General features: G+C 63.5%; 23 protein-coding genes. 4 read left to right on the top strand and 19 right to left on the bottom strand.

The window, feature by feature from the left end; genetic code table 11:
- Positions 1 to 97: 97 nt before the first annotated feature.
- Genes ACINK1_RS12370 through ACINK1_RS12345 form a run of 6 tightly spaced genes read right to left on the bottom strand, consistent with a single transcriptional unit; the run spans position 98 to position 6393 of the window.
- Positions 98 to 1087, bottom strand: coding sequence for an ABC transporter ATP-binding protein (locus ACINK1_RS12370; protein WP_376800672.1), 990 nt, complete (start codon positions 1085 to 1087; stop codon positions 98 to 100).
- Positions 1080 to 2057, bottom strand: coding sequence for an ABC transporter ATP-binding protein (locus ACINK1_RS12365; RefSeq protein WP_395760146.1), 978 nt, complete (start codon positions 2055 to 2057; stop codon positions 1080 to 1082). The genes ACINK1_RS12370 and ACINK1_RS12365 overlap by 8 nt, the downstream gene beginning before the upstream one ends.
- 1 nt (position 2058) lies before the next feature.
- Complete coding sequence (locus ACINK1_RS12360) at positions 2059 to 2904, bottom strand: ABC transporter permease (protein ID WP_376800669.1); 846 nt, start codon at positions 2902 to 2904, stop codon at positions 2059 to 2061.
- Complete coding sequence (locus tag ACINK1_RS12355; protein WP_376800667.1) at positions 2904 to 3830, bottom strand: ABC transporter permease; 927 nt, start codon at positions 3828 to 3830, stop codon at positions 2904 to 2906. The genes ACINK1_RS12360 and ACINK1_RS12355 overlap by 1 nt, the downstream gene beginning before the upstream one ends.
- A gap of 32 nt (positions 3831 to 3862) precedes the next feature.
- Complete coding sequence (locus ACINK1_RS12350; RefSeq protein ID WP_376800665.1) at positions 3863 to 5452, bottom strand: ABC transporter substrate-binding protein; 1590 nt, start codon at positions 5450 to 5452, stop codon at positions 3863 to 3865.
- Positions 5453 to 5496: 44 nt separating this feature from the next.
- Positions 5497 to 6393 carry a MurR/RpiR family transcriptional regulator gene (locus ACINK1_RS12345; RefSeq protein ID WP_376800663.1) on the bottom strand — a complete coding sequence of 299 codons (897 nt, stop codon included), beginning with the start codon at positions 6391 to 6393 and terminating at the stop codon, positions 5497 to 5499.
- 131 nt (positions 6394 to 6524) lie between these two features.
- Between ACINK1_RS12345 and ACINK1_RS12340 the strand changes: the two genes are divergently transcribed.
- Positions 6525 to 7649 carry an FAD-binding oxidoreductase gene (locus ACINK1_RS12340; protein WP_376800662.1) on the top strand — a complete coding sequence of 375 codons (1125 nt, stop codon included), beginning with the start codon at positions 6525 to 6527 and terminating at the stop codon, positions 7647 to 7649.
- 245 nt (positions 7650 to 7894) lie between these two features.
- Here ACINK1_RS12340 and phnE read toward each other — a convergent pair whose 3' ends face one another.
- From phnE to ACINK1_RS12315, 5 genes are all read right to left on the bottom strand, one after another.
- On the bottom strand, positions 7895 to 8683 hold the full coding sequence (gene phnE, locus ACINK1_RS12335; protein ID WP_376800660.1) for a phosphonate ABC transporter, permease protein PhnE: 789 nt from the start codon (positions 8681 to 8683) through the stop codon (positions 7895 to 7897).
- A complete protein-coding gene (locus tag ACINK1_RS12330) occupies positions 8676 to 9437 on the bottom strand; it encodes a phosphonate ABC transporter ATP-binding protein (protein WP_376800659.1) in 762 nt (253 codons plus the stop codon). The genes phnE and ACINK1_RS12330 overlap by 8 nt, the downstream gene beginning before the upstream one ends.
- 74 nt (positions 9438 to 9511) lie before the next feature.
- Positions 9512 to 10387: a PhnD/SsuA/transferrin family substrate-binding protein gene (locus tag ACINK1_RS12325; RefSeq protein WP_376800657.1), complete on the bottom strand. Its 876-nt coding sequence runs from the start codon at positions 10385 to 10387 to the stop codon at positions 9512 to 9514.
- A 26-nt stretch (positions 10388 to 10413) separates the two neighbouring features.
- Positions 10414 to 11463: an amidohydrolase family protein gene (locus ACINK1_RS12320; RefSeq protein WP_376800655.1), complete on the bottom strand. Its 1050-nt coding sequence runs from the start codon at positions 11461 to 11463 to the stop codon at positions 10414 to 10416.
- Positions 11464 to 11886: 423 nt separating this feature from the next.
- Positions 11887 to 12333 (bottom strand): helix-turn-helix domain-containing protein, encoded by a 447-nt coding sequence (locus ACINK1_RS12315; protein ID WP_296577573.1) that lies wholly within the window; start codon positions 12331 to 12333, stop codon positions 11887 to 11889.
- A 116-nt stretch (positions 12334 to 12449) separates the two neighbouring features.
- On the opposite strand from ACINK1_RS12315, the gene ACINK1_RS12310 reads away from it, so the two are divergent.
- The gene (locus ACINK1_RS12310; protein WP_376800653.1) at positions 12450 to 14663 is read left to right on the top strand and encodes a heavy metal translocating P-type ATPase; all 2214 of its coding nucleotides are present in this window, start codon (positions 12450 to 12452) and stop codon (positions 14661 to 14663) included.
- Positions 14660 to 15187: a signal peptidase II gene (gene lspA / locus ACINK1_RS12305; RefSeq protein ID WP_296577565.1), complete on the top strand. Its 528-nt coding sequence runs from the start codon at positions 14660 to 14662 to the stop codon at positions 15185 to 15187. Before ACINK1_RS12310 ends, lspA begins: the two co-directional genes overlap by 4 nt.
- Here lspA and ACINK1_RS12300 read toward each other — a convergent pair.
- From ACINK1_RS12300 to ACINK1_RS12290, 3 genes are read right to left on the bottom strand one after another with little or no spacing between them, the layout of a single operon-like run.
- Positions 15172 to 15699 (bottom strand): SRPBCC family protein, encoded by a 528-nt coding sequence (locus ACINK1_RS12300; RefSeq protein ID WP_395760145.1) that lies wholly within the window; start codon positions 15697 to 15699, stop codon positions 15172 to 15174. The genes lspA and ACINK1_RS12300 overlap by 16 nt on opposite strands.
- Positions 15629 to 15853, bottom strand: coding sequence for a DUF2933 domain-containing protein (locus ACINK1_RS12295; RefSeq protein WP_296577561.1), 225 nt, complete (start codon positions 15851 to 15853; stop codon positions 15629 to 15631). The genes ACINK1_RS12300 and ACINK1_RS12295 overlap by 71 nt, the downstream gene beginning before the upstream one ends.
- Positions 15850 to 18261, bottom strand: coding sequence for a heavy metal translocating P-type ATPase (locus ACINK1_RS12290; RefSeq protein ID WP_376800650.1), 2412 nt, complete (start codon positions 18259 to 18261; stop codon positions 15850 to 15852). The genes ACINK1_RS12295 and ACINK1_RS12290 overlap by 4 nt, the downstream gene beginning before the upstream one ends.
- 75 nt (positions 18262 to 18336) lie before the next feature.
- Here ACINK1_RS12290 and cueR point away from each other — a divergent pair, with 75 nt between their 5' ends.
- On the top strand, positions 18337 to 18726 hold the full coding sequence (cueR, locus tag ACINK1_RS12285; RefSeq protein ID WP_296577557.1) for a Cu(I)-responsive transcriptional regulator: 390 nt from the start codon (positions 18337 to 18339) through the stop codon (positions 18724 to 18726).
- 129 nt (positions 18727 to 18855) lie between these two features.
- Here cueR and ACINK1_RS12280 read toward each other — a convergent pair whose 3' ends face one another.
- From ACINK1_RS12280 to ACINK1_RS12260, 5 genes are all read right to left on the bottom strand, one after another.
- Positions 18856 to 19419, bottom strand: coding sequence for a hypothetical protein (locus ACINK1_RS12280; RefSeq protein ID WP_376800647.1), 564 nt, complete (start codon positions 19417 to 19419; stop codon positions 18856 to 18858).
- A gap of 36 nt (positions 19420 to 19455) precedes the next feature.
- Positions 19456 to 20046, bottom strand: a complete 591-nt coding sequence (locus tag ACINK1_RS12275) for a DUF305 domain-containing protein (protein ID WP_296577553.1) — start codon at positions 20044 to 20046, stop codon at positions 19456 to 19458.
- A 137-nt stretch (positions 20047 to 20183) separates the two neighbouring features.
- Positions 20184 to 21662, bottom strand: a complete 1479-nt coding sequence (locus ACINK1_RS12270; RefSeq protein ID WP_395760144.1) for an efflux transporter outer membrane subunit — start codon at positions 21660 to 21662, stop codon at positions 20184 to 20186.
- A gap of 108 nt (positions 21663 to 21770) precedes the next feature.
- Entirely contained in the window at positions 21771 to 22142 is a 372-nt protein-coding gene (locus tag ACINK1_RS12265) for a hypothetical protein (protein WP_296577549.1), read from the bottom strand.
- Between the two features lie 22 nt (positions 22143 to 22164).
- Positions 22165 to 23849 (bottom strand): efflux RND transporter permease subunit (locus ACINK1_RS12260; RefSeq protein ID WP_395760143.1); only part of this gene is annotated, 1685 nt, incomplete at its 5' end.

Genomic DNA, 23849 nt, shown 5'->3' with positions numbered 1-23849 from the left:
AGCGGCTCGAAAGCGGCTCAACACTGGTGCATGGATTTCAGGGCAATGACGGATTTCATGACTGAACTCGGCCGTGAGGACGGTGAAGCTCAAGGTCTCACGCCGGATGGTGACAGGCGACAAGATGCCCCGTCGCGTGCTCAGACAATAAAGGGCGCTCGCGCCGGCAAAGCGGCGAGGCGGCAGGGCAGCGCTCGGCGAAGGCACAGCCGGGCGGCAGATTGAACGGACTTGGTATTTCGCCAACCAGCGGCGTCACCGCCTTGCGGTGTCTGGGATCGGGGACGAAATGGCTGTCCATAAGGGTTCGGGCATAGTGGTGGCACGCCTCAGCCCGTGCGCCGGGCAGTATCTCGACTACGCGACCAAGATACATCACCACGATCCGGTCGCAGAAATAGCGCACAAGGCTCAGGTCATGGGAGATGAAGAGATAGGTCAGCCCAAGTTCCTGTTTCAGGGCTTCGAGCAGTCCGATGATCTGTGCCTGGATCGAGACATCGAGCGAGGCGGTCGGCTCATCGAGCACGAGGAAGGACGGCGAGAGCGCCAGTGCGCGCGCAATGCCGACGCGCTGTTTTTGCCCGCCTGAAAGCTGGTGGGGATAGCTTTCAGTCATGCGCGGACTGAGGCCAACCTTGCTGATGAGTGCGAGGAGCCGGTCTTCCTGTTCACCCTTGCCGAGCGCCACGCCCTGCACCTCGAACGGCTCCAGCAGGGCGCGACGGATGGTGTAGCGCGGATCGATGGCGGAATAGGGATCCTGGAACACCATCTGCATGCTGCGGCGCAGCTTGCGCAGCTGTGCGGGGGCAAGACTCGCAAGATCGGTATCGTTAAACATGACCCGGCCTGCGGTTGGCGCTATCAGACGCAGGACAAGACGGGCCAGCGTGGACTTGCCGCAGCCGGATTCGCCCACCACGCCGGTTACCTTGCCGCGCGGCACATCGAGCGAGACTTCGTTGACCGCCCGCATGCTGCGCACCGTGCTGAAGAGCCCGCCACTGGATTTGTACTCGCGTGTCAGGTCACGGACCGCAACCAGATTGTCGCTTGGCAATTGCGCCTGCGCCTCATCAGCCATGGGCGCTCACTTTGCCAGCGGCGTTGATTGCGGCATGGCAGGCTGCAAAGCCGGCGGCCTTTTGTTCGAGAGCCGGAATTGCGCCGGCGCAGATATCCAGAGCGTCAGCACAACGCGGGTGAAAGCGGCAACCCGAGGGATAATCCATCACGGATGGTACCGCGCCGGGAATGCCCGTGAGGCTGCCTCGCAGTTGATCATGGCGCGGAATGCAGCGGATCAGCTCGCGCGTGTAGGGGTGTTGCGGTTCACCGAAGATGGCATCAATGCCATTTGTTTCAGCCACGCGGCCCGCATAGAGCACCACGACCTTGTCGCATGCCTGCGCCACCACCCCCATGTCATGAGTGATGAGCAGCAGCGACAGCCCGCGCTCGCGGACCAGATCAACCACGATCTGGATAATCTGCGCCTGGATGGTGACGTCCAGCGCTGTCGTCGGCTCATCAGCGATCATCAACTCGGGGTCAGCCGCCAGCGCCATGGCGATGACTACGCGCTGCTTCATGCCGCCGGACAGCTGGTGCGGGTAATTGCCATGGACGGTCGCTGCTTCGGGAATGCGCAATTGCTGCATGATGTCGATACTGCGCGCCCTGGCGGCGGCATCACTCAGACCCAGATGAAGAATGCTCACCTGATCGATCTGGGCACCGATGCGGATGATGGGATCGAGCGATGTCATCGGATTCTGGCTGATGAGCGCGATACGTCTGCCACGCAGGGCGCGATAATGCGGCTCGGGCAAGGTTGCGAGATCAATACCGTCGAAGCGAATCGAGCCGGACGTCATCTTGCCGCCGATCAACGGCAAAAGACCCATGACGCTCATGGCGGTCAACGATTTGCCGGAACCGGATTCGCCGACCATGCCGACAATTTCACCCTTGCCGATGTCGAATGAAATACCATCGAGCGGCTTCAGCCGGCCGATGGACACGGACAGGTCGGTGACCGACAAAAGCGCCATCTCACGAATCCCTCAGCTGTCGGCGGATATCGAGCACGTCGATCACCGCATCGCCGAAGAGATTGATGGCAATCACGGTGATGGCGATGGCGAGGCCCGGGAAGATGATGATCCATGGCGCGATGAATATCTGCGCCGTACCGCTTGACATCATGGCGCCCCAGCTTGGCGTGGGCGGCTGCGCGCCAAGCCCGAAGAAGCCAAGCGTTGCTTCGAGGATGATGGCATCGCCGGTCGCCAGCATGCCGGCCACGATCACGGGCGTCAGCGCATTCGGCAGAAGGTGCCGGAGGATGATGTGCGCATGGCCGGCGCCAAGGCTGCGGGTGGCTTCCACGTAGGTCTCGTTCTTCAGCGCCATGATCTGCACCCGCGTCAGCCGCGTGAACTGTGCAAGATAGGCAATCGAGATGGCGATCATCGTTGAGTTGAGCCCCGGACCGATAATCGCGATGAGGATGAGCGCGATCAGGATTTCCGGGAAAGACCAGGTCAGATCAACGACCGCAGTCACAAGCCTGTCGAAGGCGCCGCCGAAATAAGCGGCAGTGGCGCCAAGGCTCATGCCGATTGCGACCGAGATGCTGATCGCGGTCAGGGCAACGCTCAGCGAGGTGCGCGCGCCGTAGATCATGCGCGACAGCAGGTCACGCCCGAACTCGTCAGTGCCCATCCAGTTCTTCCAGGACGGGTTGAGATTGGCATCGCGCAGGCTCTGTATGTCATAGGCGTAGGGCGCGATCAGCGGCGCAAAAACCGCGCAGATCATCACGGCCAGCAGCACGATGGCCGATATGCCGCCGCGCGGGGACAGGAGGATCGTGCGCAGGCTTGAGGATTTGATCATCAACCTGTCCTCTCGCGAACACGCGGATCAATGAGGGCCTGCACCACATCCCCCAGCAAGGTACCCAGCATGACGGCGATGGCGAGCATCAGCAGGCAGCCCTGCACCACGGGATAGTCACGCTGGTTCAGCGAGGTGATGAGCAGGGAGCCGAGACCGGGCCTGGCGAACACATATTCAATCGTCACCGCGCCACCCAGAATCCAGCCGATGCGCAAGCTCAGGATGGTGACCACCGGCAGGAGCGCGTGGCGCAGGATGTGCTGCAGGTTGATCCGCCATGGTGGCACGCCCTTGGCATGCAGCATCATGACAAAATCGCGACGCGATATGTCCATCATGGCAACGCGTGTCACGCGCGCGACAAGCGCCACACCACCAAGGCCGATGGTGAGCACGGGCAGCACCAGCGCACTCCAGCTGCGCGCGCCCGAAACCGGAAACCAGCCAAGGTGGACGGCAAAGACAAGGATCATCAAAAGACCAAGCCAGAAGCTCGGCACGGTCGAGCCAAGGAGGATCACAGCCATCACCCAGCGGTCGACCCAGCTGTCCCGGCAGATTGCCGCAAGCGCTCCGGTTGCAATCCCCACGACGGTGGAGAACACCAGCGCGAGTGACCCGAGGATCAGGCTATGCGGCAGGTTCTGCGCAATGAGGGAGGAGACGGGCTGGCGCAGGATGATCGCTTCGCCAAGATCACCCGTCATCAGCTTGCCGAGCCAGATCGCGTACTGAACGATCAACGGCTTGTCGAGGCCGTATTTGGCGGTGAGTGCCGCCTTCTGCTGCGGGGTCGATCCGATCTGAACAATGTTGTCGATCGGATCGCCCGGCACCAAGTGGATGATCATGAAGATGATCGCCGAAACAACCAGAAATACCGGAATGAGCAATACCAATCGCTTGATCAGGAAATTGACCATTCCGGCTGCTTGCTGTCGGGCTCACATGAGCCTTACTTCTTTTCGATATCGACGATCGTCTGGCTCTGCAGCCGTGTACCGCGCACGGTGGCAGGCATGGTGATGCGCGCTTGTGAATAGGCGAAATTCTGCACGGGCTGGTAGATCGGCGCGAACACGAATTGCGAGAGCAGGTTCTCGTGATAGGCGCGGAAATTGGCAACGCGTTCATCCCACGTCCGCGAACCTTTCATGGCCTTCTCGTTAAGCGCTTCAGACGTGGCATTGACCCACATGGAATGATTGGGATGGCCCGCACGCTTGCCGGCAAAGAACCAGTCGAGAATGTCGGCATTGGCCCAGGAATAAACCCTGACGGCGAGCTGGTGTTCGGTCTTCTTGCGATACTGCGCGGTGATCGTCGCCGCATCGAAGGCGGTGATATCAGTGCCGATGCCAACCGCCTTTAACTGTGCCTGCACGACTTCGGTGATGCGCTTGAATTCCGTGCCACTCTGGGTCCACAGCTTGACCTGAAGTCTGGTGCCGGCCTTGGCGCGAACCCCATCGGAACCCATCACCCAGCCAGCCTCATCAAGTGCCTTGCGTGAGCGGGCGGGATCATAGGCGATCAGCAGTTTGGGATCGACCTTGGCTTCAGCCAGGCCGCTGATCAGGAAGGTATGGGCCTCCTCGCCAACGCCGCCAAAGAGGCTTGCGAGAATTTCCTTCTGATTGATGGCGAAGCCTGTCGCCTCCCGCACTTTGATATCGGTGAAGGGCTCGACCGAGGTGTTGATGACGACGTAGTAAACCTCCGTGCCCCGAAGCGTGACGACCTTGGTTCCTTTTTCAGTCGAAAGGCGCGGCAGGAAATCCGTTGGTACGCTGAGCAGCATGTCGACGCCACCCGTCTTCAACTCCAGGAATGCCGTTGAATCCTCGGCGATTTCACGCAAGGTGATTTTCTTCAGTTTGGCTGGCCCCTGGTTCACCGAAAGATCCGACGCGGAGTTATAGGCGTCGTTGCGCACCAGCACGGTCTGCTGGCCCACTACAAAGCTCTCCAGCTTGAAGGGGCCGGTGCCAACCGCGCCTGTGACGCCGAATTTGTCGCCGAGCTGGTCGAATGATTTGGGTGAGGGAATGCCCATGAAACTCGACGCCATGTTGAACAGCATGTTCGGGTCGGGATTTTTCATCGTGAATTTGACCGTCAGATTGTCGATGACATCCACCTTGTCGATCGCATCGGTCATGAAGGCGTTTTCAGTGCCGAGGAACTTGGGCAGCCACCAGACGATTGTCGCCGCATTGAACGGTTCGCCATCATGAAACTTGACGTTGGGCCGCAACTTGAAGGTCCAGCTCAGACCGTCCGCTGACGTTTCCCACGATGTCGCAAGCTGGCCATGGAAGCTCTGGTCTGCGTCCTGGATAACCATGCGGTCGAAGATCAGCGTCGTGGCGGCGTTGAGCCGCGTGCCCAGGATCGGATTATAGCTTGGCGCGCCGACATCACGTACCGGCATCACGAAGATTGCCTCCTGCGCCATCGCGGTAGAACCGGGCGCGAGAGAAAGCAGGCCGGCCGACAGAAGCGCCGATCCGGACAAGAGCATCGCCTTGGCAGTGTAGCGCATTGTGGTTTTCCTTTGCTGGACGTCGGTTGATGGACAGGTCAGATTTAATCCCCCGTGACAGGCCCGCTCGGGTCACCCACATGGCCCGTGAAGCGGTTGAAGAGGCGGGCAATCGCGTCCATCCGCTGCTCGACCTGCGGGCCGAGTTCGATGAAAACACTGTTGACAAGAAGGTTCGCGAGGCTCGCCATCTGGGCGGTTGAATCCCAGAACAGATTGAACTCGGTCGGCACGACGAGCAGTTCGTCAACCACGTCCCGGCCCCAGTCGCAGAAGGCATCGGTGATCAGCGTCGTGGGGATGCCTGCCGCTTTCGCTTCAACAGCCAGAAGTTTGGCCATGCGCGAATAGCGCCGCGCCTCAAAGATCACCAGCGTCGGCTTGTCTGCGGTCGATGCCGCGTCTGACAGCAGCAATTCACTGAAGTTTCCGCCAGCCAGATCAAGCAGATGCACACGGTCACGCAGATACTGCAGCTGATTGACAAAAATCTGAGCCATGCCGCGCTCGGTCTGAAACCCGGCCGCGAAAACGGCGGGGCGTCGCGCCAACCGCTCGACCACGCGGCGCCATTCGGGTGTGCGTGCCAGCTCATAGACCGCCACCAGAGCGGCAATTTCCATCTGCAGGCCAGCACCCAGCTGGTCCTCGCCCGCCTGCGCGCTGCGCTGAAAATCACGCAGCCGATCGCTGATCAGCCATGGCCGGTCGCCGATATCCTGCTTGAGATGGTCCTTCAGATCCTTGAAGCTGGCATAGCCCAGGGCGCGGCAAAAGCGCCCGACCGTTGGTTCGCTGACCTGGACTTTTTCTGCAAGGCTGGCAGCGGTCTCAAAGGGGATGCTGTTCAATTGGGACAGCATATAGCTCGCAATCGCCTTATCCGCCTTGGAGGCGGTGGACAGGCACTCTGACAGACGATTGCGGACAGAGCCTATCATGTGAGCTCCAGAGCTTCGGCTACCTATGAAGTAATATATCTTTCAAATAGTCAAATTATTTTTGTTTTCTTGCAATTTATATCGAAGCACGTTGTGATGATCGCCGGCCACGGGAGGGCTTCGGTTCATCAATGTATGATTATGTGGTCATCGGCGCAGGAATCTCGGGCACGTCAGCAGCCTATGAACTCGCAGCGCATGGCAGCGTGCTGATGATCGAAGCGGAAACGGCGCCCGGTTATCACAGCACCGGGCGATCGGCAGCTTTGTTCACACGCAACTATGGCAACCCGGTCGTCCGGCGGATCAATCAGGCAAGCCATGCCTTCTTTCTCAATCCACCTGACGGTTTTTGCGAGCACGCGCTCCTGACGCCGCGGGGCTCATTGACGGTCGCATCACCAACGCAATTGGCCGGGCTTGACGCCATATTGGCGCTTTCATCACCGGGACATGAGATCGAGGCAATCAGCGTTGTCCAGGCGCGCGCACTGGCGCCGCTGCTTCGACCGGAGATGATCGCCTGCGCGGCCTTTGAGCGAGGGGTCACGGATATCGATGTGGCCGGTCTGCATCAGGGGTATCTGCGAGGCTTCAAACAGCGCGGCGGCACGTTGGTGTGCAACAAGCGTGTTGACCGCCTGGAACGGGCCAATGGAGGCTGGAGGATCATGGCCGGCGATGTCGATGTTCTGGCGCGGATCATCATCAATGCTGCAGGCGCCTGGGCTGGCCGGATTGGTGCCATGGCCGGCGCGGCGCCGATTGGCATTGTCCCGCGCAAGCGCACCGCCATCATCGTTGACGCGCCCGAAGACATGACGACCCATGACATGCCGGCCATCGATTTTGTCGGCCATGATGCCTATCTCAAACCGGATGGCGGGCGGATCATGGCCTCGCCAGGCGACCAGACACCGAGCGAACCCCAGGATTCCCAACCCGATGAATACGACATCGCGGTGGCTGTCGACTGGCTTGAAACCGAAACGTTCCTGAAGGTCAGGCGCATTTGCAGCAGCTGGGCCGGTCTGCGCTCCTTCGTGAGCGACGAGCGACCGGTCGTTGGCTTCGACACCCAGGCAGACGGTTTTTTCTGGCTGGCCGGCCAAGGTGGCTACGGCATCATGATGGCTCCAGCGTTAGCGAGGGCGGCGGCGGGGTTGGTTGTTGCCAATGCGCTGCCAGAGCGACTTCTGGAGGAGGGGCTCACGGCAGCCGATATCGGTCCAGGACGATTGGCGCAGCCGGCTTAACGGTATGATCAGATATGCCCTTGCGCCAGTCTGATCGGCAAACGCGGATAGAGCACATTGCGCTCACACGGAATCGCAATTCTCTCTCAACCTTATCGTTTTCGCATGCTGTGATCGAAAAAGTCGATGTTCCCTTTTTGCACAGCAGGCGCCAGCCGAAGATGATCTGCCCTGGCGTCGCCGGCGCGATGGCATCGCGTTTGCGCATCTCCGACAGCGCCAGGCCCCGCCCGCCCGGCGATCGTTCAGATCAGGCGACGGCGAATGACATTCGAGGCCTGCTCGACGGCGATGACCAGTGCAAAAATCGTAAGGATAATCGTTGCGGCGGTGTCATAATTGAACAGGTCGAACGCGACCTTCAGCTCTACGCCGATGCCGCCCGCACCAACGAGCCCGAGGATGACGGAACCGCGGACCGCCTTCTCGAGGCTGAACAGCGATGTCGCCACAAAGGATGGCAGGGCAAGCGGCACGACCGCCGAAAAAATCAATCCGGTTCGCGTTGCGCCGATTGTGGCCAGCGCCTCCTGCGGTCCCTTGTCGGCTTCTTCCATGGCTTCTGCGAAGAAGCGACCGGCAAAACCGATCTTGTCTACCATGATCGCCATCACACCGGCAGCGGGCCCCAGACCCACTGCGATCACGAACAACAGCGCCCATACGAGATCCGGCACGGTTCTGAACAAGGCGATCAGTGCTCGCGCGGCGTGCTTCAGCACGGGATGCGGAGACAGGCCCTCCGCAGCGAGTACGGAAATGGGAAAGGCGAGGACAAGGCCCAGGATGCACCCAACGAGCGCCATCTGGAACGTGATGAGCAACTGCTCAAGGATACGCGGAAGGCGTTCAATATCAGGCGGGAACATGCGCTCAAGCATCGAACCGAGCGCCGGAATGCCGCGGACGATGCGCTCCAAGGAGAGGCCAACGCTCGAAAACGACCAGATCACGAAGGCAAACACGACCACACCGATCGTGAAGGACAACGCATTGGGGCGCTCCCAGCGCATCGGTGCGGTGAGATCAGCCATAGGGCGACTCATCTTCGGCATGGGAGAACCCTGCGGGCCGGTCGAAGAAGGCCTTGAGCTGATCGGCATGGGCGTGACGGGTTTCGAGAGCAAGGGCGACAATTCCGCCCGCCAAGCCAATGATCCGGTCTGAAAATCGCAGCGTGTGCTCCATCCGGTGCGAGATCATGACCAGCCCTTTGTCATGGGCAAGTCTATAGAGCAATTCCATCAATTCTCGGCCTGCACGAGGATCGAGGCTGGCATCCGGCTCATCAGCCAGCACGAATTCAGGGCGCTGCATCAACATCCGCGCGATGGCAACGCGCTGTGATTGTCCGCCGGAGAGGGAATCCGCCCGCTGCAGGGCGCGGTCTGCGAGGCCGACAGCGGCAAGGCACGCCATAGCCTCCTCGCGGATGGCGGCGGGGGCGAGCGCATGATGCCAGCTGCGCGGACCGCTCATGCGAGCCTGGACGCCGTGCACGACATTGGTGAGAACCGAGAGGCGCCCGACCAGGTTATGCTTCTGGAAGACAAAGCCAACGCGCGATCGGAACGCCTTCAGGGCAGCGCGATCAAGCGTTCGAACATCCTGCCCGAGCATCATCACGCGGCCAGAATCCGGCTCGACCAGGCGGACGAGTGCACGCAGCAGCGTCGATTTTCCGGTGCCATTGGCGCCGATCAGTGCGGTAACCTCGCCGCGATACGCGACGAGCGAGACATCGCGCAGGACTGCCCGCTCGCCGAAGGTCTTGGCGAGGCTGGACACGGCAAGAACCGGAGGCGCGGGCGGCGCCTCCGGTTCCGGTGGAAGGATTCGGGCTAAAGTCGAGCTGACCACCGTCAGTTGCCAATAAATTGCGTAAACTCGCGCACCCCAACATTCACGAACATCTTGCGCACGCCGTCATAATCCCGGTCGGAGACTGTGTATTGGAAACTGCCGCCGATGAATTTGGCATTTTCCTTGGTGGTGGTAACGGCCGCAAGCAGGGCCAGGCCATGATCGCGGAAGGTTTTGCGAACCGTCTCGACGACGTCCGGATTTACCTTCGAAGAGGCGACGATCAGGTCGTTTGGCAGGTTCGCCCCCTCGCCAAGCGTACGGAATTTGCGGTTCGGAAAGGCCTTGGTGATGCGCTCAAGATGGGTCTGGTTCATCCCGATCGCCGCAATGTCGTTGCGGAGCAGCGCTTCGGCTGCAACATTCAGTTTCAGGAAAACGGGCTCGTAATCCTTGCCATAATTGAGGCCACCATCAGACAGGATCGTGGCGGGCGCGAGATGCTGCGAGGTCGAGCCGATCTCCCCGAACGAGATTTTCTTGCCCTTAAGCTCGGTCAGCGAACGGATCGGGCTTTCGTCCAGCACAACGATCGACGAGCGGTAGTTCGGACGCTCCCATACCACGACCGGCACCGCCTTGAGGCGGGCATTGAAAACCACATATTCCGCCGGGCCGGTGAGAACGAAATCCACCTGGCCGGCATTCATGGCCTCCACCGCAGCCGTGCGACCGGAGACCGGAAAGAAGTCAACGCGCAGCTTCGAGGCTTTCTCGAAGGCTTCCTTGAACGGCCCAAACTCGCGCTGGAGGGATTCGAGGCCATCGATATCTGTCACGGCAAAGCGGATCTTTTCCTGCGCGTGGGCGGGCATGGCTGACAGGCAAGCGAAGCCGATCATGACGGAGGCGACAAGTTTGCGGCGATTCAACATTTTTGGCTCCTGTTGATAGTCTGATTTCATGCAGCCCGACGCGCTGGCACATCGTGCGATGCGGCGGACGAGATGAGGCGGGCATCGGTGAGGTAGACAAGTTCGCCCTTGGCGATGGTGGCGAGGACTTCGATCCCGAGACCGCTCATCCGCGCGAGAACGAGATCAGCGCGTTTGCCGGGGGCGATCGCCCCGCGATCCTGAAGTCCAAGCGCATCTGCCGGATGCGCGGAAATGAGGTTCCAGGCCTCGGCCAAGGTCAGCGCATGGTTACGAACAAGCGTGAACACCGCCTGAGGCATGGCCGGGTAGAAGTAATCGGAGGCGAGGATCGTGCACAGACGGCTCGCTACCATCGCGCCGGCATCCGGGCAACCCATGTTCTGGCTGCCGCCCCGCACAACGTTGGGCGCGCCGAAGATGACATGCTCGCCCGCTGCTTCCGCAATGCGCGCAAGGCTCGCGGGACACTCGCGGCGGCGCGCTGTCACACGCTCGAGGCGCGCCGCGTCATCCGCCGGCGTGAGCCCCGTCCGTTTGATCATGCGGCCAAGCTTTGCCGACCGGCGGCTGATGTTGTGCGTGAGGTCGTCCATGTCATCGTTGAAGGCGAGCGCGTTTAGACGGCCGCTCGCGACCCGATCGAGGCTCAGCGACGGGGCATCGAGATTGAAGATCTCGTGTCGCAGATGAAATCGATGCTCTGCCGACAGGGTCTGAGCGTGATGACAGAGGGCCTCGAGAAGGCGTTGAGCGTTCTCGAGGCTTCGCGGACCCGGCTCCCAGGAACAGGTCACCGCATGGCAGGCCGTGGTGATGCCATTAGCGACCAGCTGCCGGTCGGTTTCGGCGAGTGCAAGCGCGAATTGCACACCCGACCGCGGCTCGATCTGCCTTTCGAAAGCGTCGCCGTAAATGTCGACGATACCAGGAAGCACCATCAGCCCTGCCGCATCGAGCGTCAGATCGGCTTGACATGTGTCGGACGTCTCAATCAGACCGTCCCGGATGATGACCGGCTGGAGATCAAAATCTGAACCCGCGAGAACCCGCCCTTTATGAATTTGGATCGACACAGATGCGCTCTCCCACTCAGGCGGGATAGGCAAACGCCATGACGATCAGATGACGTATAAATGTCAGAGCGGTGACATCGCCCGCGCTCCGACGGGCACTGGCAGGCGCATGAAAGCAGTCGACGACGCCATATGGCTCGTCTCCTTCATGGACGACGATCTGGGATATACCGACCTCGAGCAGACAACCCTACACCCCCGAAAACCGTTTGGCCGGCGGGTGTAGCCCATGTGACCGGAACAATCCGTCACCCTGTCTTCGGTATGTACCAACAAGGGGTTGGCGGAGGATAGGAACCCGGATACGAACATACTGCTCCGGCTCCCACGAACTTTATCGCAGTCATACGGAGTACTGGTAGGCCGCCCGGATATTGACCCGCCACGGTGCCGCTACGATTCAAAGGTCAGTACGCGCAGCGATCAGCACGCGCTTCCGGCGTCCCTTTTCCCCAGCGGCACTGAATCGGCCCTTTGCTCCTTAGCGAGGGCCTCGATCACTGCGCAGTCGCGCACCGGCGCGCCACCGAGGCAGGACTGGGCGATGCGATCGAGTTCCGCCTCCAGCGCTCGGAGGTGAGCGATTTTGCGGCGCACGTCGGCCAGCTGCCGCGCGGCGATCCGGTGCGCCTCGTCGCAGGGCATGTCCGGCCGGTCGGCCAGCGCGAGCAATCCCCGCAAGGTTTCGACCGGGAATCCCAAGTCGCGCGCGTGCCTAATGAAAGCGAGACGCTCCAGATGCCGGCGGCCGTAGCGGCGCTGGTTGCCTTCGCTACGCTCGGGCGCGGGTAAAAGCCCGACCTGCTCGTAATAGCGAATCGTCTCTACCTTGACCCCAGTGCGCGCAGCCAGCGCGCCGATCGCGATCACGCGCTCGTGCGCAGCGGCATCGGACGTAATCGCTCTTTTCATCGAACAGCCCCTTGAACCTCTAGTCACTAGAGGTCGTATCCGGTGTGACGAGTCGCATCAAGGGAGCGTGAGTCATGTCGACTATTGCCGCCGACGCCAACGACAAATTCGGCGCCTTTGTTTGGAAAGTGTCCGGCATGGACTGCGGCAGCTGCGCGGCAAAGATACGTGGGGCCGTGGAGCGCATGCCCGGCGTGGAGCACGTCAAGGTCGCGATCGCGACAGAGACGCTGTCGTTGAGGCTCGACGCCGATCGGGCCGACCCGACCGCGATCGAAGCAACGGTGCGCGCGCTCGGCTACGGCATCGAGCCGATCGCGCCGAGGACGGCGCCGGCGAGTTCTGCCGCCGCGTCGGCCGATGCGATCTCCCAGAACGACGTGGCGCCGCCTGTCTCGGCGAACCTAGGTCCGTCCGCTTGGTGGCGTACCGCCAAGGGCCGGCTCGTGATGCTGACTGGTGCGCTACTGGCGGGTGCCTGGGCGATCAAGCTCGCCGTCGGGAACCCGCAAGTCGCGGCTTGGGGCTTCGTCGCCGCCTGCCTGATCGGGGTCGCGCCCATCGCCCGGCGCGCGGTCGCGGCGGCGCGCGCTGGGATGCCTTTCACCATCGAGATGCTGATGACGATCGCGGCGGCGGGCGCGCTCGTCATCGGCGCGGCCGAGGAGGCAGCGCTGGTCGTGTTTCTCTTCGCGGTCGGCGAGGTCTTGGAGGGCGTCGCCGCCGAGCGTGCCCGCGCCGGTATCCGCGCGCTCGCCGACCTCGTGCCTAAGACCGCGACGATCGAGGAAGGTGGGGCGACGCGTCAGGTTCCGGCGGCTTCGCTCCGCATCGGGCAGATCGTTCTGGCCCGGCCCGGCGACCGCATCCCCGCCGACGGAGAGATCGTCGAAGGCGTCTCCTCAGTCAACGAGGCGCCCGTTACGGGCGAGTCGATGCCGAAGGCCAAAGGTCCGGGCGATCCGGTGTTCGCCGGCTCGATCAACTCCGATGCCGCGCTGCGGGTGGAGGTGACGAAGGGCGCGGAGGACAACACCATCGCGCGCATCATCCGGCTGGTGGAGGAGGCGCAGGAGGCGCGCGCGCCGACCGAGCGTTTCATCGACCGCTTCAGCCGCATCTACATGCCGGCCGTCGTCGCCCTCGCTGTCCTAGTAACGATCGTGCCGCCGCTGTTCCTGGGCGGGGACTGGGGCACGTGGGTCTATCGCGGGCTGACGATCCTGCTGATCGGCTGCCCCTGCGCGCTGGTCATCTCGGTGCCCGCCTCGATCGCCTCGGCGCTGTCCGCCGGTGCGAGGCGGGGCCTGCTGCTCAAAGGCGGCGCCGTCATAGAGGCCGCCGCCCGCACGCGCATCGTCGCCTTCGACAAGACCGGAACACTCACGCGCGGCGAGCCGAAGGTCACCGACATCGTCGGTTCGGGCGTGGCCGAAGCCGAGGTGCTGCGGCTCGCGGCGGCCGTCGAGACGGGCTCGAACCATCCCCTCGCGCAGGCGATCCTGGCGCGGGCCGAGGCGGACGGCCTCACTTTGCCCGCCGCGACCGGAGCGAGGGCCATTCCCGGCCGGGGCATGGAGGCGCGCATCGACAATGAGAGCGTCTTCGTTGGCTCACCGCGCTTCGCCTCGGAAGCGGGTGCCCTGCCAGCCGACCTTCGCGACGCCATCGACCGGCTGGAGGGCGAGGGCAAGACGGTGGCGGCCGTGTTCAGGTCGGCGCGCCCGGTCGGCCTGATCGCGCTGCGGGACGAGGCGCGCGAGGACGCGCGCGCCGCCGTCGCCCAGCTCAAGGCGCTCGGCGTGTCGTCGGTGATGCTCACCGGCGACAACGCCCGCACCGGCGCGGCCATCGCGGGCGCGCTCGGCATGGACCATCGCGCGCAGCTCCTGCCCGACGATAAGGTGGCCGAGGTCAAGCGGCTGGCGGCCGGCGCGCCCGTCATGATGGTCGGCGACGGCATCAACGACGCGCCGGCGCTGGCGGCGGCCTCGGTCGGCGTGGCGATGGGCTCGGGTACGGACGTGGCGCTGGAGACGGCGGACGCGGCGCTCCTGCGCAGCCGCGTCACGGACGTGCCGCGCCTGATCAGGCTCTCGCGCGCGGCCATGGGCAACATCCGCCAGAACATCGCCGTCGCGCTGGGCCTCAAGGCGGTGTTCCTTGTGACCTCGGTGTTCGGCTACACCGGGCTTTGGGTCGCGATCCTCGCCGACACCGGCGCCACCGTCCTCGTCACGCTGAATGCGCTCAGGCTGCTCGGCTTCGAGCGCGAGACGCGGACGTGAGCCGCTCCACGCGGCGTCAAGCCGCGAGCCACGTCCTGGCGAGTCGCCTCGTCGATTTGCTGTCGATCGCCGGCGCGGCCTTCGCGCTGGACGCCGCCAGCAAGTGGCTGATCCTCAACGTCGTGATGCAGCCGCCCCGCGCGATCCCCTTACTGCCGGTGCTGGATCTCACCCTCGGCTTCAACACGGGCGTCAGCTTCGGCCTGTTCCGCGACACGCTCGACGACTGGGCCTCGGCCTTTAGCGCCTTCAAGCTGCTGGTCGCGGCGAGCCTGATCGCCTGGGCGCTGCGGACACCGCAGCCCCTGGAGCGCGCGGGCCTCGCGCTGATCGCGGGCGGCGCCATCGGCAACGCCGTCGACCGCTGGCGCGACGGGATGGTCACCGATTTCATCGACCTGCACTGGGCCGGCCATCACTTCCCGACGTTCAACCTCGCCGACGTCGCCATCACATTAGGTGTCGGCTGCGTGCTGCTGGGCGCATCTGCCAGGCCGCCGTCTCGCGATCATGCGCCTATCTGAGCAGCGCGCACAATCTGTTGAAGACACCAGAGCGCATAGACGCGGGCGACCGGCGCGGCGATTAGTGGGAAGCGAGCGTTCGGCGTGTAGTCGATGAATGCTGAAATTCGCGAGCCATCCTGATCAGGGGCGAGGACGAAGCCCATGCGATACCAGTCAATCACGACCAACCGCACGCTTCCGATCGTTTCCCATGTCTTGCGCCATGGCGGATCACGCTCGGTCACGCGTTCTTCAAGGCTGAGCTTCATCCCTGCCACGTAGCCTTCCATGCGAATGATCGAGCCGACGGCTCGCCCCTTCGCCTCGTCCAGAAGATAGCTCATCGAACCGCCGAGCATCATCAGGGACGGCTTCGCCATGTGTCGGCCGAACCGCGCCGGATCGTCGAGATGGTCGAAGAGAACCTCCGGCGCCACGGCGATCGACGATTGCCTTTCCTCATGGCAGGTCATCGCGTCGCTCACGTCCGCCTCCGTTGGCAGGATGATGCCCGTGGCCGCCATGCCCATGAAACAAATGCAGCAGCGGACAAGCGAGCAGCAGAAGGTAGGGCAGCGCGCCGAGCGCGTGCCCCCAATGCTCGCGCAAGACATAGAATGCGCCCACGATGGCGAGCGAGGCGGCGGCGATGACGATGGGACGATTCAGGGACGTCTGGTTCATGGCTTGAAGCTCCGCAGCCGCAGCGCGTTGCCCACCACGCTCACCGACGACAAGGCCATCGCCGCAGCGGCGATGATGGGCGAGAGCAGCAGGCCGAAGGCGGGATAGAGAACGCCCGCCGCCACCGGCACGCCGGCGGCGTTGTAGGCGAAGGCGAAGAACAGGTTCTGCCGGATGTTGCGCATCGTCGCGTGCGAAAGCCTGCGCGCCTTGACGATGCCCATGAGGTCGCCCCTGAGCAGCGTGACGCCCGCGCTCTCCATGGCGACGTCCGTGCCGGTTCCCATCGCGATCCCGACATCGGCCGCAGCGAGCGCCGGCGCATCGTTGACCCCGTCGCCTGCCATCGCCACGATGCGGCCTTCACGACGAAGTCGCTCCACGATGGCGCTTTTCTGGTCCGGGAGAACTTCGGCCTCCACCTCGTTGATGCCCAGACGCGCCGCGACCGCCCGCGCCGTGGTGCGATTGTCGCCCGTCAGCATGACGATCCGCACGCCTTCACGCTTCAGCGCCGCGATCGCGTCCGGCGTGGTCGCCTTGACAGGGTCGGCGATCGCGAACGCGGCCGAGAGGCTGCCGTCGACGCCCGCAAAGATCACCGTCGCCCCGTCCTCCCTCAAGCGTTCCGCCTGGGCTGCGAGAGCAGCGGCATCGACCCCATGCTCGGCCAGGAACGCGGCCGAGCCGAGCGCGACGCGCTTGCCCTCAACCGTGCCCAAGGCGCCCTTTCCGGTCGGCGAGTCGAAGTCGATGACGGGAGCTGGCTTGATCCTGCGCGCCTCGGCGGCTTGGACGATAGCGAGCGCCAGCGGATGCTCACTTGCGCGCTCGACGGCGGCCGCGAGGCGCAGCGCCTCGGCGTCCGTGAAGCCGTTCGCGACGAGGATTGCCGTCACCGCCGGCTTGCCTTCGGTCAGCGTGCCGGTCTTGTCGACCACGAGCGTATCGACCTTCTCCATCCGCTCCAGCGCCTCGGCGTTTTTGATCAGCACGCCGCTCTCGGCGCCGCGGCCGACGCCGACCATGATCGACATCGGCGTGGCGAGGCCGAGCGCGCAGGGGCAGGCGATGATGAGCACGGCGACGGCGGCGACGAGCGCATAGGCGAAGCGCGGTTCGGGCCCGAATAGCATCCAGGCCGCAAACGTAAGGACCGCGACTCCCATCACAGCAGGCACGAACCAACCGGAGACCTGGTCAGCGAGCCGCTGAATCGGGGCGCGGCTTCTCTGCGCCTGCGCAACAAGATTGACGATCTGCGAGAGCATGGTGTCGCGCCCCACGCGCTTCGCCTCGATCATCAGCGCGCCGGACTGGTTGACGGTGCCGCCGATGACGGCTGCGCCCGCCTCTTTGGTGACTGGCATGGACTCGCCCGTCACCATTGACTCGTCGACCGCGCTGCGACCGTCCAGCACCGCGCCGTCCACCGGGACCTTCTCGCCTGGGCGGACACGGAGGCGGTCGCCCACGCCGACCTGATCGAGCCCGATCTCCTCTTCCGTGCCGTCGGAGCGGATACGACGCGCAGTTTTTGGTGCAAGGTCGAGAAGGGCGCGGATCGCGCCGCCCGTGCTCTCGCGCGCCCGAAGCTCCAACACCTGGCCGAGCAGTACGAGCACGGTGATGACGGCGGCCGCCTCGAAGTAGACTGCGACCGCGCGGTCCATGATGCGAAAGGTGGGCGGGAACAGCGCCGGCGCGAAGGTGGCGACAAGGCTGTAGAGGTAGGCGACGCCGACGCCGAGTGCGATCAACGTAAACATGTTGAGGCTGCGGTTGCGCACGGACGCCCAGCCGCGCTCCAGAAGCGGCCAGCCGGCCCACAAGACGACAGGCGTTGCAAACAGGAATTGCAGCCAGTTGCTCGTCTGCTGGCCGATGGCGTGGGTAAGGCCGGTCAGATGCCCGCCCATTTCCAGCGCGAACACGGGAATGGTTAGCGCAGCGCCAATCCAGAAGCGGCGCGTGAAATCGGCCAGCTCAGGATTCGGGCCAGCATCAGCACTTGCAATCTCAGGTTCCAGCGCCATGCCACAGATCGGACAATTACCGGGTCCGACCTGCCGCACTTGCGGGTGCATGGGGCAGGTGTAGATCGTTCCTACAGGCGTCGGGGCGGTCGGCTTCGTCTGCGCAGGATTGAGGTAGCGTTGGGGCTCCGCTTCAAACTTCGTCTTGCAGCCAGCGGAGCAGAAGTATTGCGTGCGGCCGGCATGCGTCGCGCGATGAAGCGAAGTGTGAGGATCGACGCTCATTCCGCAAACGGGGTCGCGGACTTGGTGCGGTTCGGGAGCTTCGCCGCCCGCCTGCACGTACTCATCATGATCGTGTCCATGAGCGGCATGGTCGCCGCAGCAGCCTGAGGATGGCGCGTGGCGCGCAGCTTGATCTTTGGAGGGCATGACAGACGCCTTTTCCCGGGTTGACCGAAAGCCTGCACCTTCCCATCATGGGAAGGTCAAGCGGGAGATGCTACGGTGCAGATCGGCGAACTGGCGGCGGCGAGCGGCGTCTCAGCCAAGATGATCCGCCACTATGAGAGCATCGGGCTTTTGCCACGACCGGCGCGGCGCGACAGTGGCTACCGCGACTACGGCCCCGCTGACCTGCACCGGGTGAAATTCGTCCGGAGGGCGAAGGATCTCGGCTTCTCCGTCGAGCAGATGCGTGAGCTGCTTCGCCTCTGGGCCGACCGCAGCCGCACCAGCGCCGAAGTGAAATCGCTCGCGCTCGCCCATGTGGCCGACCTGGAGCACCGCGCGGAGGCGCTCGCAGAGGTCGCCGGCGCGTTGCGGACGCTCGCCGAAGCCTGCCACGGCGACGATAGGCCGGACTGCCCGATCATCCACGAACTCGAACGGCGCTGAAGGGGCGGGTCGAACGTCGGCGCTCGCAGTGCGTTGTTCGCCAGCCACTCCCGCATCTTGCGATTTCGCGCTCCTGCGCGGCGCGAGCCTGGCAGGACATGGCGAACGGTATGATGACGCCCAAGGCGATCAACGCACGCCATCGTGGCTTTGACGCTCCGGGTTAGCAGGACGCGTTGGTCGTCCGTGCCGAGATGCAGTGGCATTGTGCACTGCGCGCTCAGCTTGGCTGCTCGCCGCGAACAGCGCGAGGGACGGCACGATCAACCATTGCAAGACCGGCGTTAGCCCGGTGCCCCATGGCAGCAGCCGTGGCATCTCTGGAGTGTAGCTCCAGGTCCCGCGTATTTCGACGTTCCACCACTCACTGGCGACTGTGTAGGCGAGGCCCAAGGTGAGAGTTGCCACGACAACCGGCAAAATTCTCCGAGCAGGGAACGGCCAAATTATGCCCCCCGGTAAGGTCAGTAGTGGAACAAGAAGCACGGACATGGCGATCAGCACATCGCCGACAGAACAATGAAGCACCGCGCCTGTAATCTCGATCGAGGTGCCCGTGTTCCAAATCGTGTAGAGGTGGACGTGTGCTGCCTCCCACAGAAGATGTCCAATCGCCGACACACCGAGATAGCCGCGCAGGCCGGTCCGCCAACCGTCATTAGACAGCTCTAGCGGGTCGACCACGCTCGTCATCGGTTGACCTCCCGCAGTCCTCCTTCGGCTGGCGGCTCACTGCGGCGCATTCGTGCGCAGCCACTCCCGCATCTCGGCGATCTCGCGCTCCTGAGCGGCGATGATCTCGTTGGCCCACTTTTTGGTCTGCTCGTTCGTTCCGAATTGCAGAACAACCCGTGCCATGTCGATGGCGCCCTGATGATGTGGGATCATGCCGCGAACGAAATCTACGTCCGCGTTGCCGCTGAAGGCGATCGCCATGTCGCGATGCATTTTCGCATTTGCCTCCTCGAAAGCGCGCGTCGACGGCGAGGTGGCTGCCTGCGTCTGAGGCGTCTGCCCCATCATCCCCATCCCGTGGCCGCCCATCATGCCCTTCATCATCGGCATCATGCCCTGCATCATCGGCCGCATCTCGCCCATCATGCGCTCCCGCTCCGCAGGCGACGCGGTCCGCATGCGCTCCATCATGGCGGTCATCTGGCGCATCATGCTCATCATGTTGTCCATGTCGCCCATGGGCGTCTGCTGCCCCGCCCCAGCCCCGTGCGCGCCGTGTCCCGCATGCGGGTTCTGCGCAAGGGATGCCGTGGCCGACAAAAGCGAAACGGCGACAGAGGTCATCAGCGCGACGGCCAGTTTCATGATGTGCTCCTCAAGCAGCTGAAAGCGTTGAGTCCAGATGGCCCTAGTCGGGTTTCAACGGCATTGCCGTCATGTAACGGATTGTGTCCGGTGCGGCCTAGGGCACCGAAACCTAAATGTCGGAGGCCGCTTGGGCTTCATTGCGACTCGCGGGCGAGGATGCTAATGAGCGGGGGTGGCGCTGCCGTCGGCGCTGGAAGGGCTGGCAGCCGCCCCGGTCCTGCTCCCAGTGCCCGGTACAAGGTCACCAAAGCCACGGCACGCGTTTCGCTCGCCGCGGCGAAATCCAGTTCCGCCTGCCTCAAGTCGGCTTCAGCTTGAAGCCTCTCCGTCAGGTTGATTTCCCCGGCTTGATACAAACGCTGTGCGGTTACGAACGCTCGTCGCGCCGCATCGACGGCTGTGCGCAGTCGATCGACTCGAAGCGCCTGCTGGCGTACTTGCGACAATGCAATCTCGACTTCGCCGACAGCCTCAAGAACAACCCGTCGGTAGGAAGCGATCCCCTCCTTCAGTTCCGCCTCGCGCGCATTCAGGAGCGCACGCCGCTGTCCCCAATCAAACAGCGGGATGGAGATGCCCGGTCCGCCCGCCACGGTAACGGGCGTGCCGGCGATCGGCGTCGCCAGCACGTTGGCGCGAACCTCGATCGACCCGCCCAAAGTCAGCCTCGGAAACAGTTCGGCATACGCGACCTCCGCCAACGCCGCGCGTTGCAGCACCGTCAATTCCGAACGGCGAATGTCGGGACGCATTCGGAGCAAGTCCGCCGGCAGCGTCGGACCCGGCGTGGCGGTCATGGGGATGCCACCCATTGACCGACGAAGAGCAGCTGTCGCCGCCGGTTGACCGGTCAGCGTCGCGAGCCTTTGAGTCGCGAGGGCGACTTCGGCCTCGACAAGGGGTAGCCGCGCGCGCGCTGCTTCGAAGGTCGCCGCGGCACGCTGCACGTCGAACTCTCCGGCGAGGCCCGCAGCCTGCTGCGACCTCACCAATTGCGCGAGTTGCCGCCTCGCTTCAATTTCATTGACGACGACCGCGCGACGACGTTGGGCGCCCCGGAGTTCGATGTAGGTCCTGACGACATCGGCGGCGAGCGTCGTTCGAGCCGCCTCCAAGTCTTCAACCCGCGCTTCGGCATTGCGCTCCGAGGCCCCGGCCTGTGCTCCGAGACGGCCGAACAGGTCGATCTCCCAGCTCGCATCCACTCCGGCTTGGCCGACGCCGACGGTCCGTCGCTCTCCTTGACCGGCGGCTTCACCAGCTTCATTGAGGCCTGCCGCTGGGCCCGCCAACCGAGAGGTAATCTCGATCCCAGCGCGCGGTGTTCCCTGTGGAAAGCGCAACGCATTGTCTGCCCGCGCGAGGGCACGTGCCGCTTGCACCCTGTAAAGCGCTTCCGCAACCGAGGGATTGCCGGCAAGCGCCTGGTTGACCAGAAGGCTTACTTGGGGATCCCTGTACTGCTTCCACCAGTCGACAAGGCTCAAGTTCACCGTGCCCGGGCGCGCGGTTGGCCCATAGGTCCAAGCATGGGGAACGGGCGCCAGCCCGATCTCAGGTTGCTCGCGCAGAGTGCACCCGGCCACCAGAAGAAGCGCCAGTGGCGCCAACATGAACTTCGACCGACGAACGAAAGCGGACATAGATCCCCACTGGCGGAGCAAGCTGCGCCGCTATTCACGAGAGATGGATGTTTGTAGTGGTGGTTCAGACGCTGACGATCAGAACCGCGCCTGAGCGGTCGCGCCATCGGGGGCCGTGATCTGCACAGCGCCTCTGGTTCCGGCTGGCACTGAAACCGGTGCGGTGCCAGTCAGGCGGTTTCCTTCGCCCGGCTGCAAGGCGAAGCGCTGCGTCGCGCCGGCCACGACGAGGATGGCATTGGCGCGGTAGCCTTGGGCCGAGACCGGCTGGTCGTTCGCGTCATAGAGAAACACCACGACCTGCGGCGTTCCGTTCACCACGAGTTCGGCGTGATGGCGTGCGCCTGCATCGACCTTGAGCCCGCCATTCGGCCCGGGACGAGGATCATGCGCGAAGGCAGGAACAGCAAGCGAAAGGCCGAGCAGCACGGCAAGGATAAGGCGGGTCACGAGAGGGCTCCATGTCGGGGGTCTAGAAGGATTCAAGCGGTTTCGCGACAATCGTTCCGCCAACGGGCGCTTGTTGGGCGTCGCGCACCTGCGCGACCAGCCGCTCGAGTGGCTTGCGGCCGTAGCGAAGGAACAGGGTGGGCGTCAGAAACGTGTCGAGCACGGTGGCGGTCACGAGCCCTCCGAAGATGGTGATCGCGACAGGATGCAGGATCTCCTTGCCAGGCGCGTACGCGTCGATCATCAGCGGGACAAGCGCCACGCCGGCGGAGAGCGCGGTCATGAGCACGGGCGTCAGCCGTTCGAGCGACCCGCGCATCACGAGGTCCGGTCCGAAGGACATCCCTTCGTGGATCGCCAAGTTGACGTAGTGACTGATCTTGAGGATACCGTTCCGTGTCGCGATGCCGGTCAGCGTAATGAAACCGACCATCGAGGCGACGGATAGCGGCTGCCCCGCAAGCCATAGCGCCGTGACCGAGCCGATCAGCGCTAGCGGCACGCTCGACATGATGATCGCGACGAAAAGCACCGAGCGGTAGCGAGAGTAGAGGACGGCGAAGATCATCGCGAGTGAGACGAGGCTCAACAGCCCGATCGTCCGCATCGACTCTTCCTGCGCCTGGAATGTCCCTTCCAGGCTGATGAAAAAGCCGGGCGGCAATTGATGTTTGGCGATCACCTGCCGAATCTGGCCGATCACAGTCGCCATGTCGGCTGCGCCGTCCGTGTTCGCCATGACAACCACGCGCCGCTTGCCGTTCTCACGCAGGATCTGGTTCGGCCCATCCGTTTCGACGATATCGGCGATCTGGCGCACCGGTATCCATCCTACGGGCGATTCGATCAGCAGATCCGCGAGCCCTTGCGTGGTTCGGCGCTCGTCCTGGAGGCGGACGACGACGTCGAAGCGGCGATTGCCGTCGACGAGTCGGGACACGATGCGGCCGTTCGACAGGCGCTCCAATTGCTCCGTGATCGCGGCCGGCTGAAGTCCGTAGAGTGCGGCGCGGCGATAATCGACGATGACTTCGAGTTGAGGAATACGAACCTGTTTCTCGACTTGCAGGTCAACGATGCCTGGCACGCCAGCAAGCTTCTGGCGCAGTTCTTCTGAGAGCGTGCGGATGGTGTCGAGGTCCTCGCCAAACACCTTCAGCGCGATCTGTGCGCGAACGCCTGACAGAATGTGATCGAGCCGGTGCGAGATCGGCTGGCCGATGTTGGTGGTGACAGGCAGCACCGACAAGCGAGCGCGGATGTCGTTGACGATTTCGTTTTTCGAGCGACCGTTCGGATGTAGATCGACGTCGATCTCCGAGGAGTGGACGCCTTCGGCATGTTCGTCGAGTTCCGCGCGTCCCGTGCGCCGGCCAACCAGCTTGACCTCAGGGACCTCCATGATGATCCGCTCGGCGATCAGCCCGACCCGGTGGCTCTCCGCAAGCGAGATGCCCGGGTTGAACAACATCGAGATTGTCAATGTGCCCTCGTTGAAGGGCGGCAGGAACGAGCGCGGCAGCTGCGTGGCGAACGCTCCGGCGGCGATCACGCCGGCGAGCGCGCCGGTCATGAGTGTTTTCGGATGACGAAAGGACCAATCGAGAAGCCGGCGATTGCCGCGCTTCAGCACGCGGACGATCACACCTTCATGCTCGTCGAGCCGCTTCAGTCCCGGCAGCATGTAATAGGCCATGACCGGGGTGA

Source organism: Raskinella chloraquaticus (SeqCode), assembly GCF_021731865.1.
In the GTDB taxonomy this organism is placed as follows: domain Bacteria; phylum Pseudomonadota; class Alphaproteobacteria; order Rhizobiales; family UBA4765; genus Raskinella; species Raskinella chloraquaticus.
Note: the sequence above shows the minus strand (reverse complement) of the source record. Positions and strands in the feature narration are given on the sequence as shown.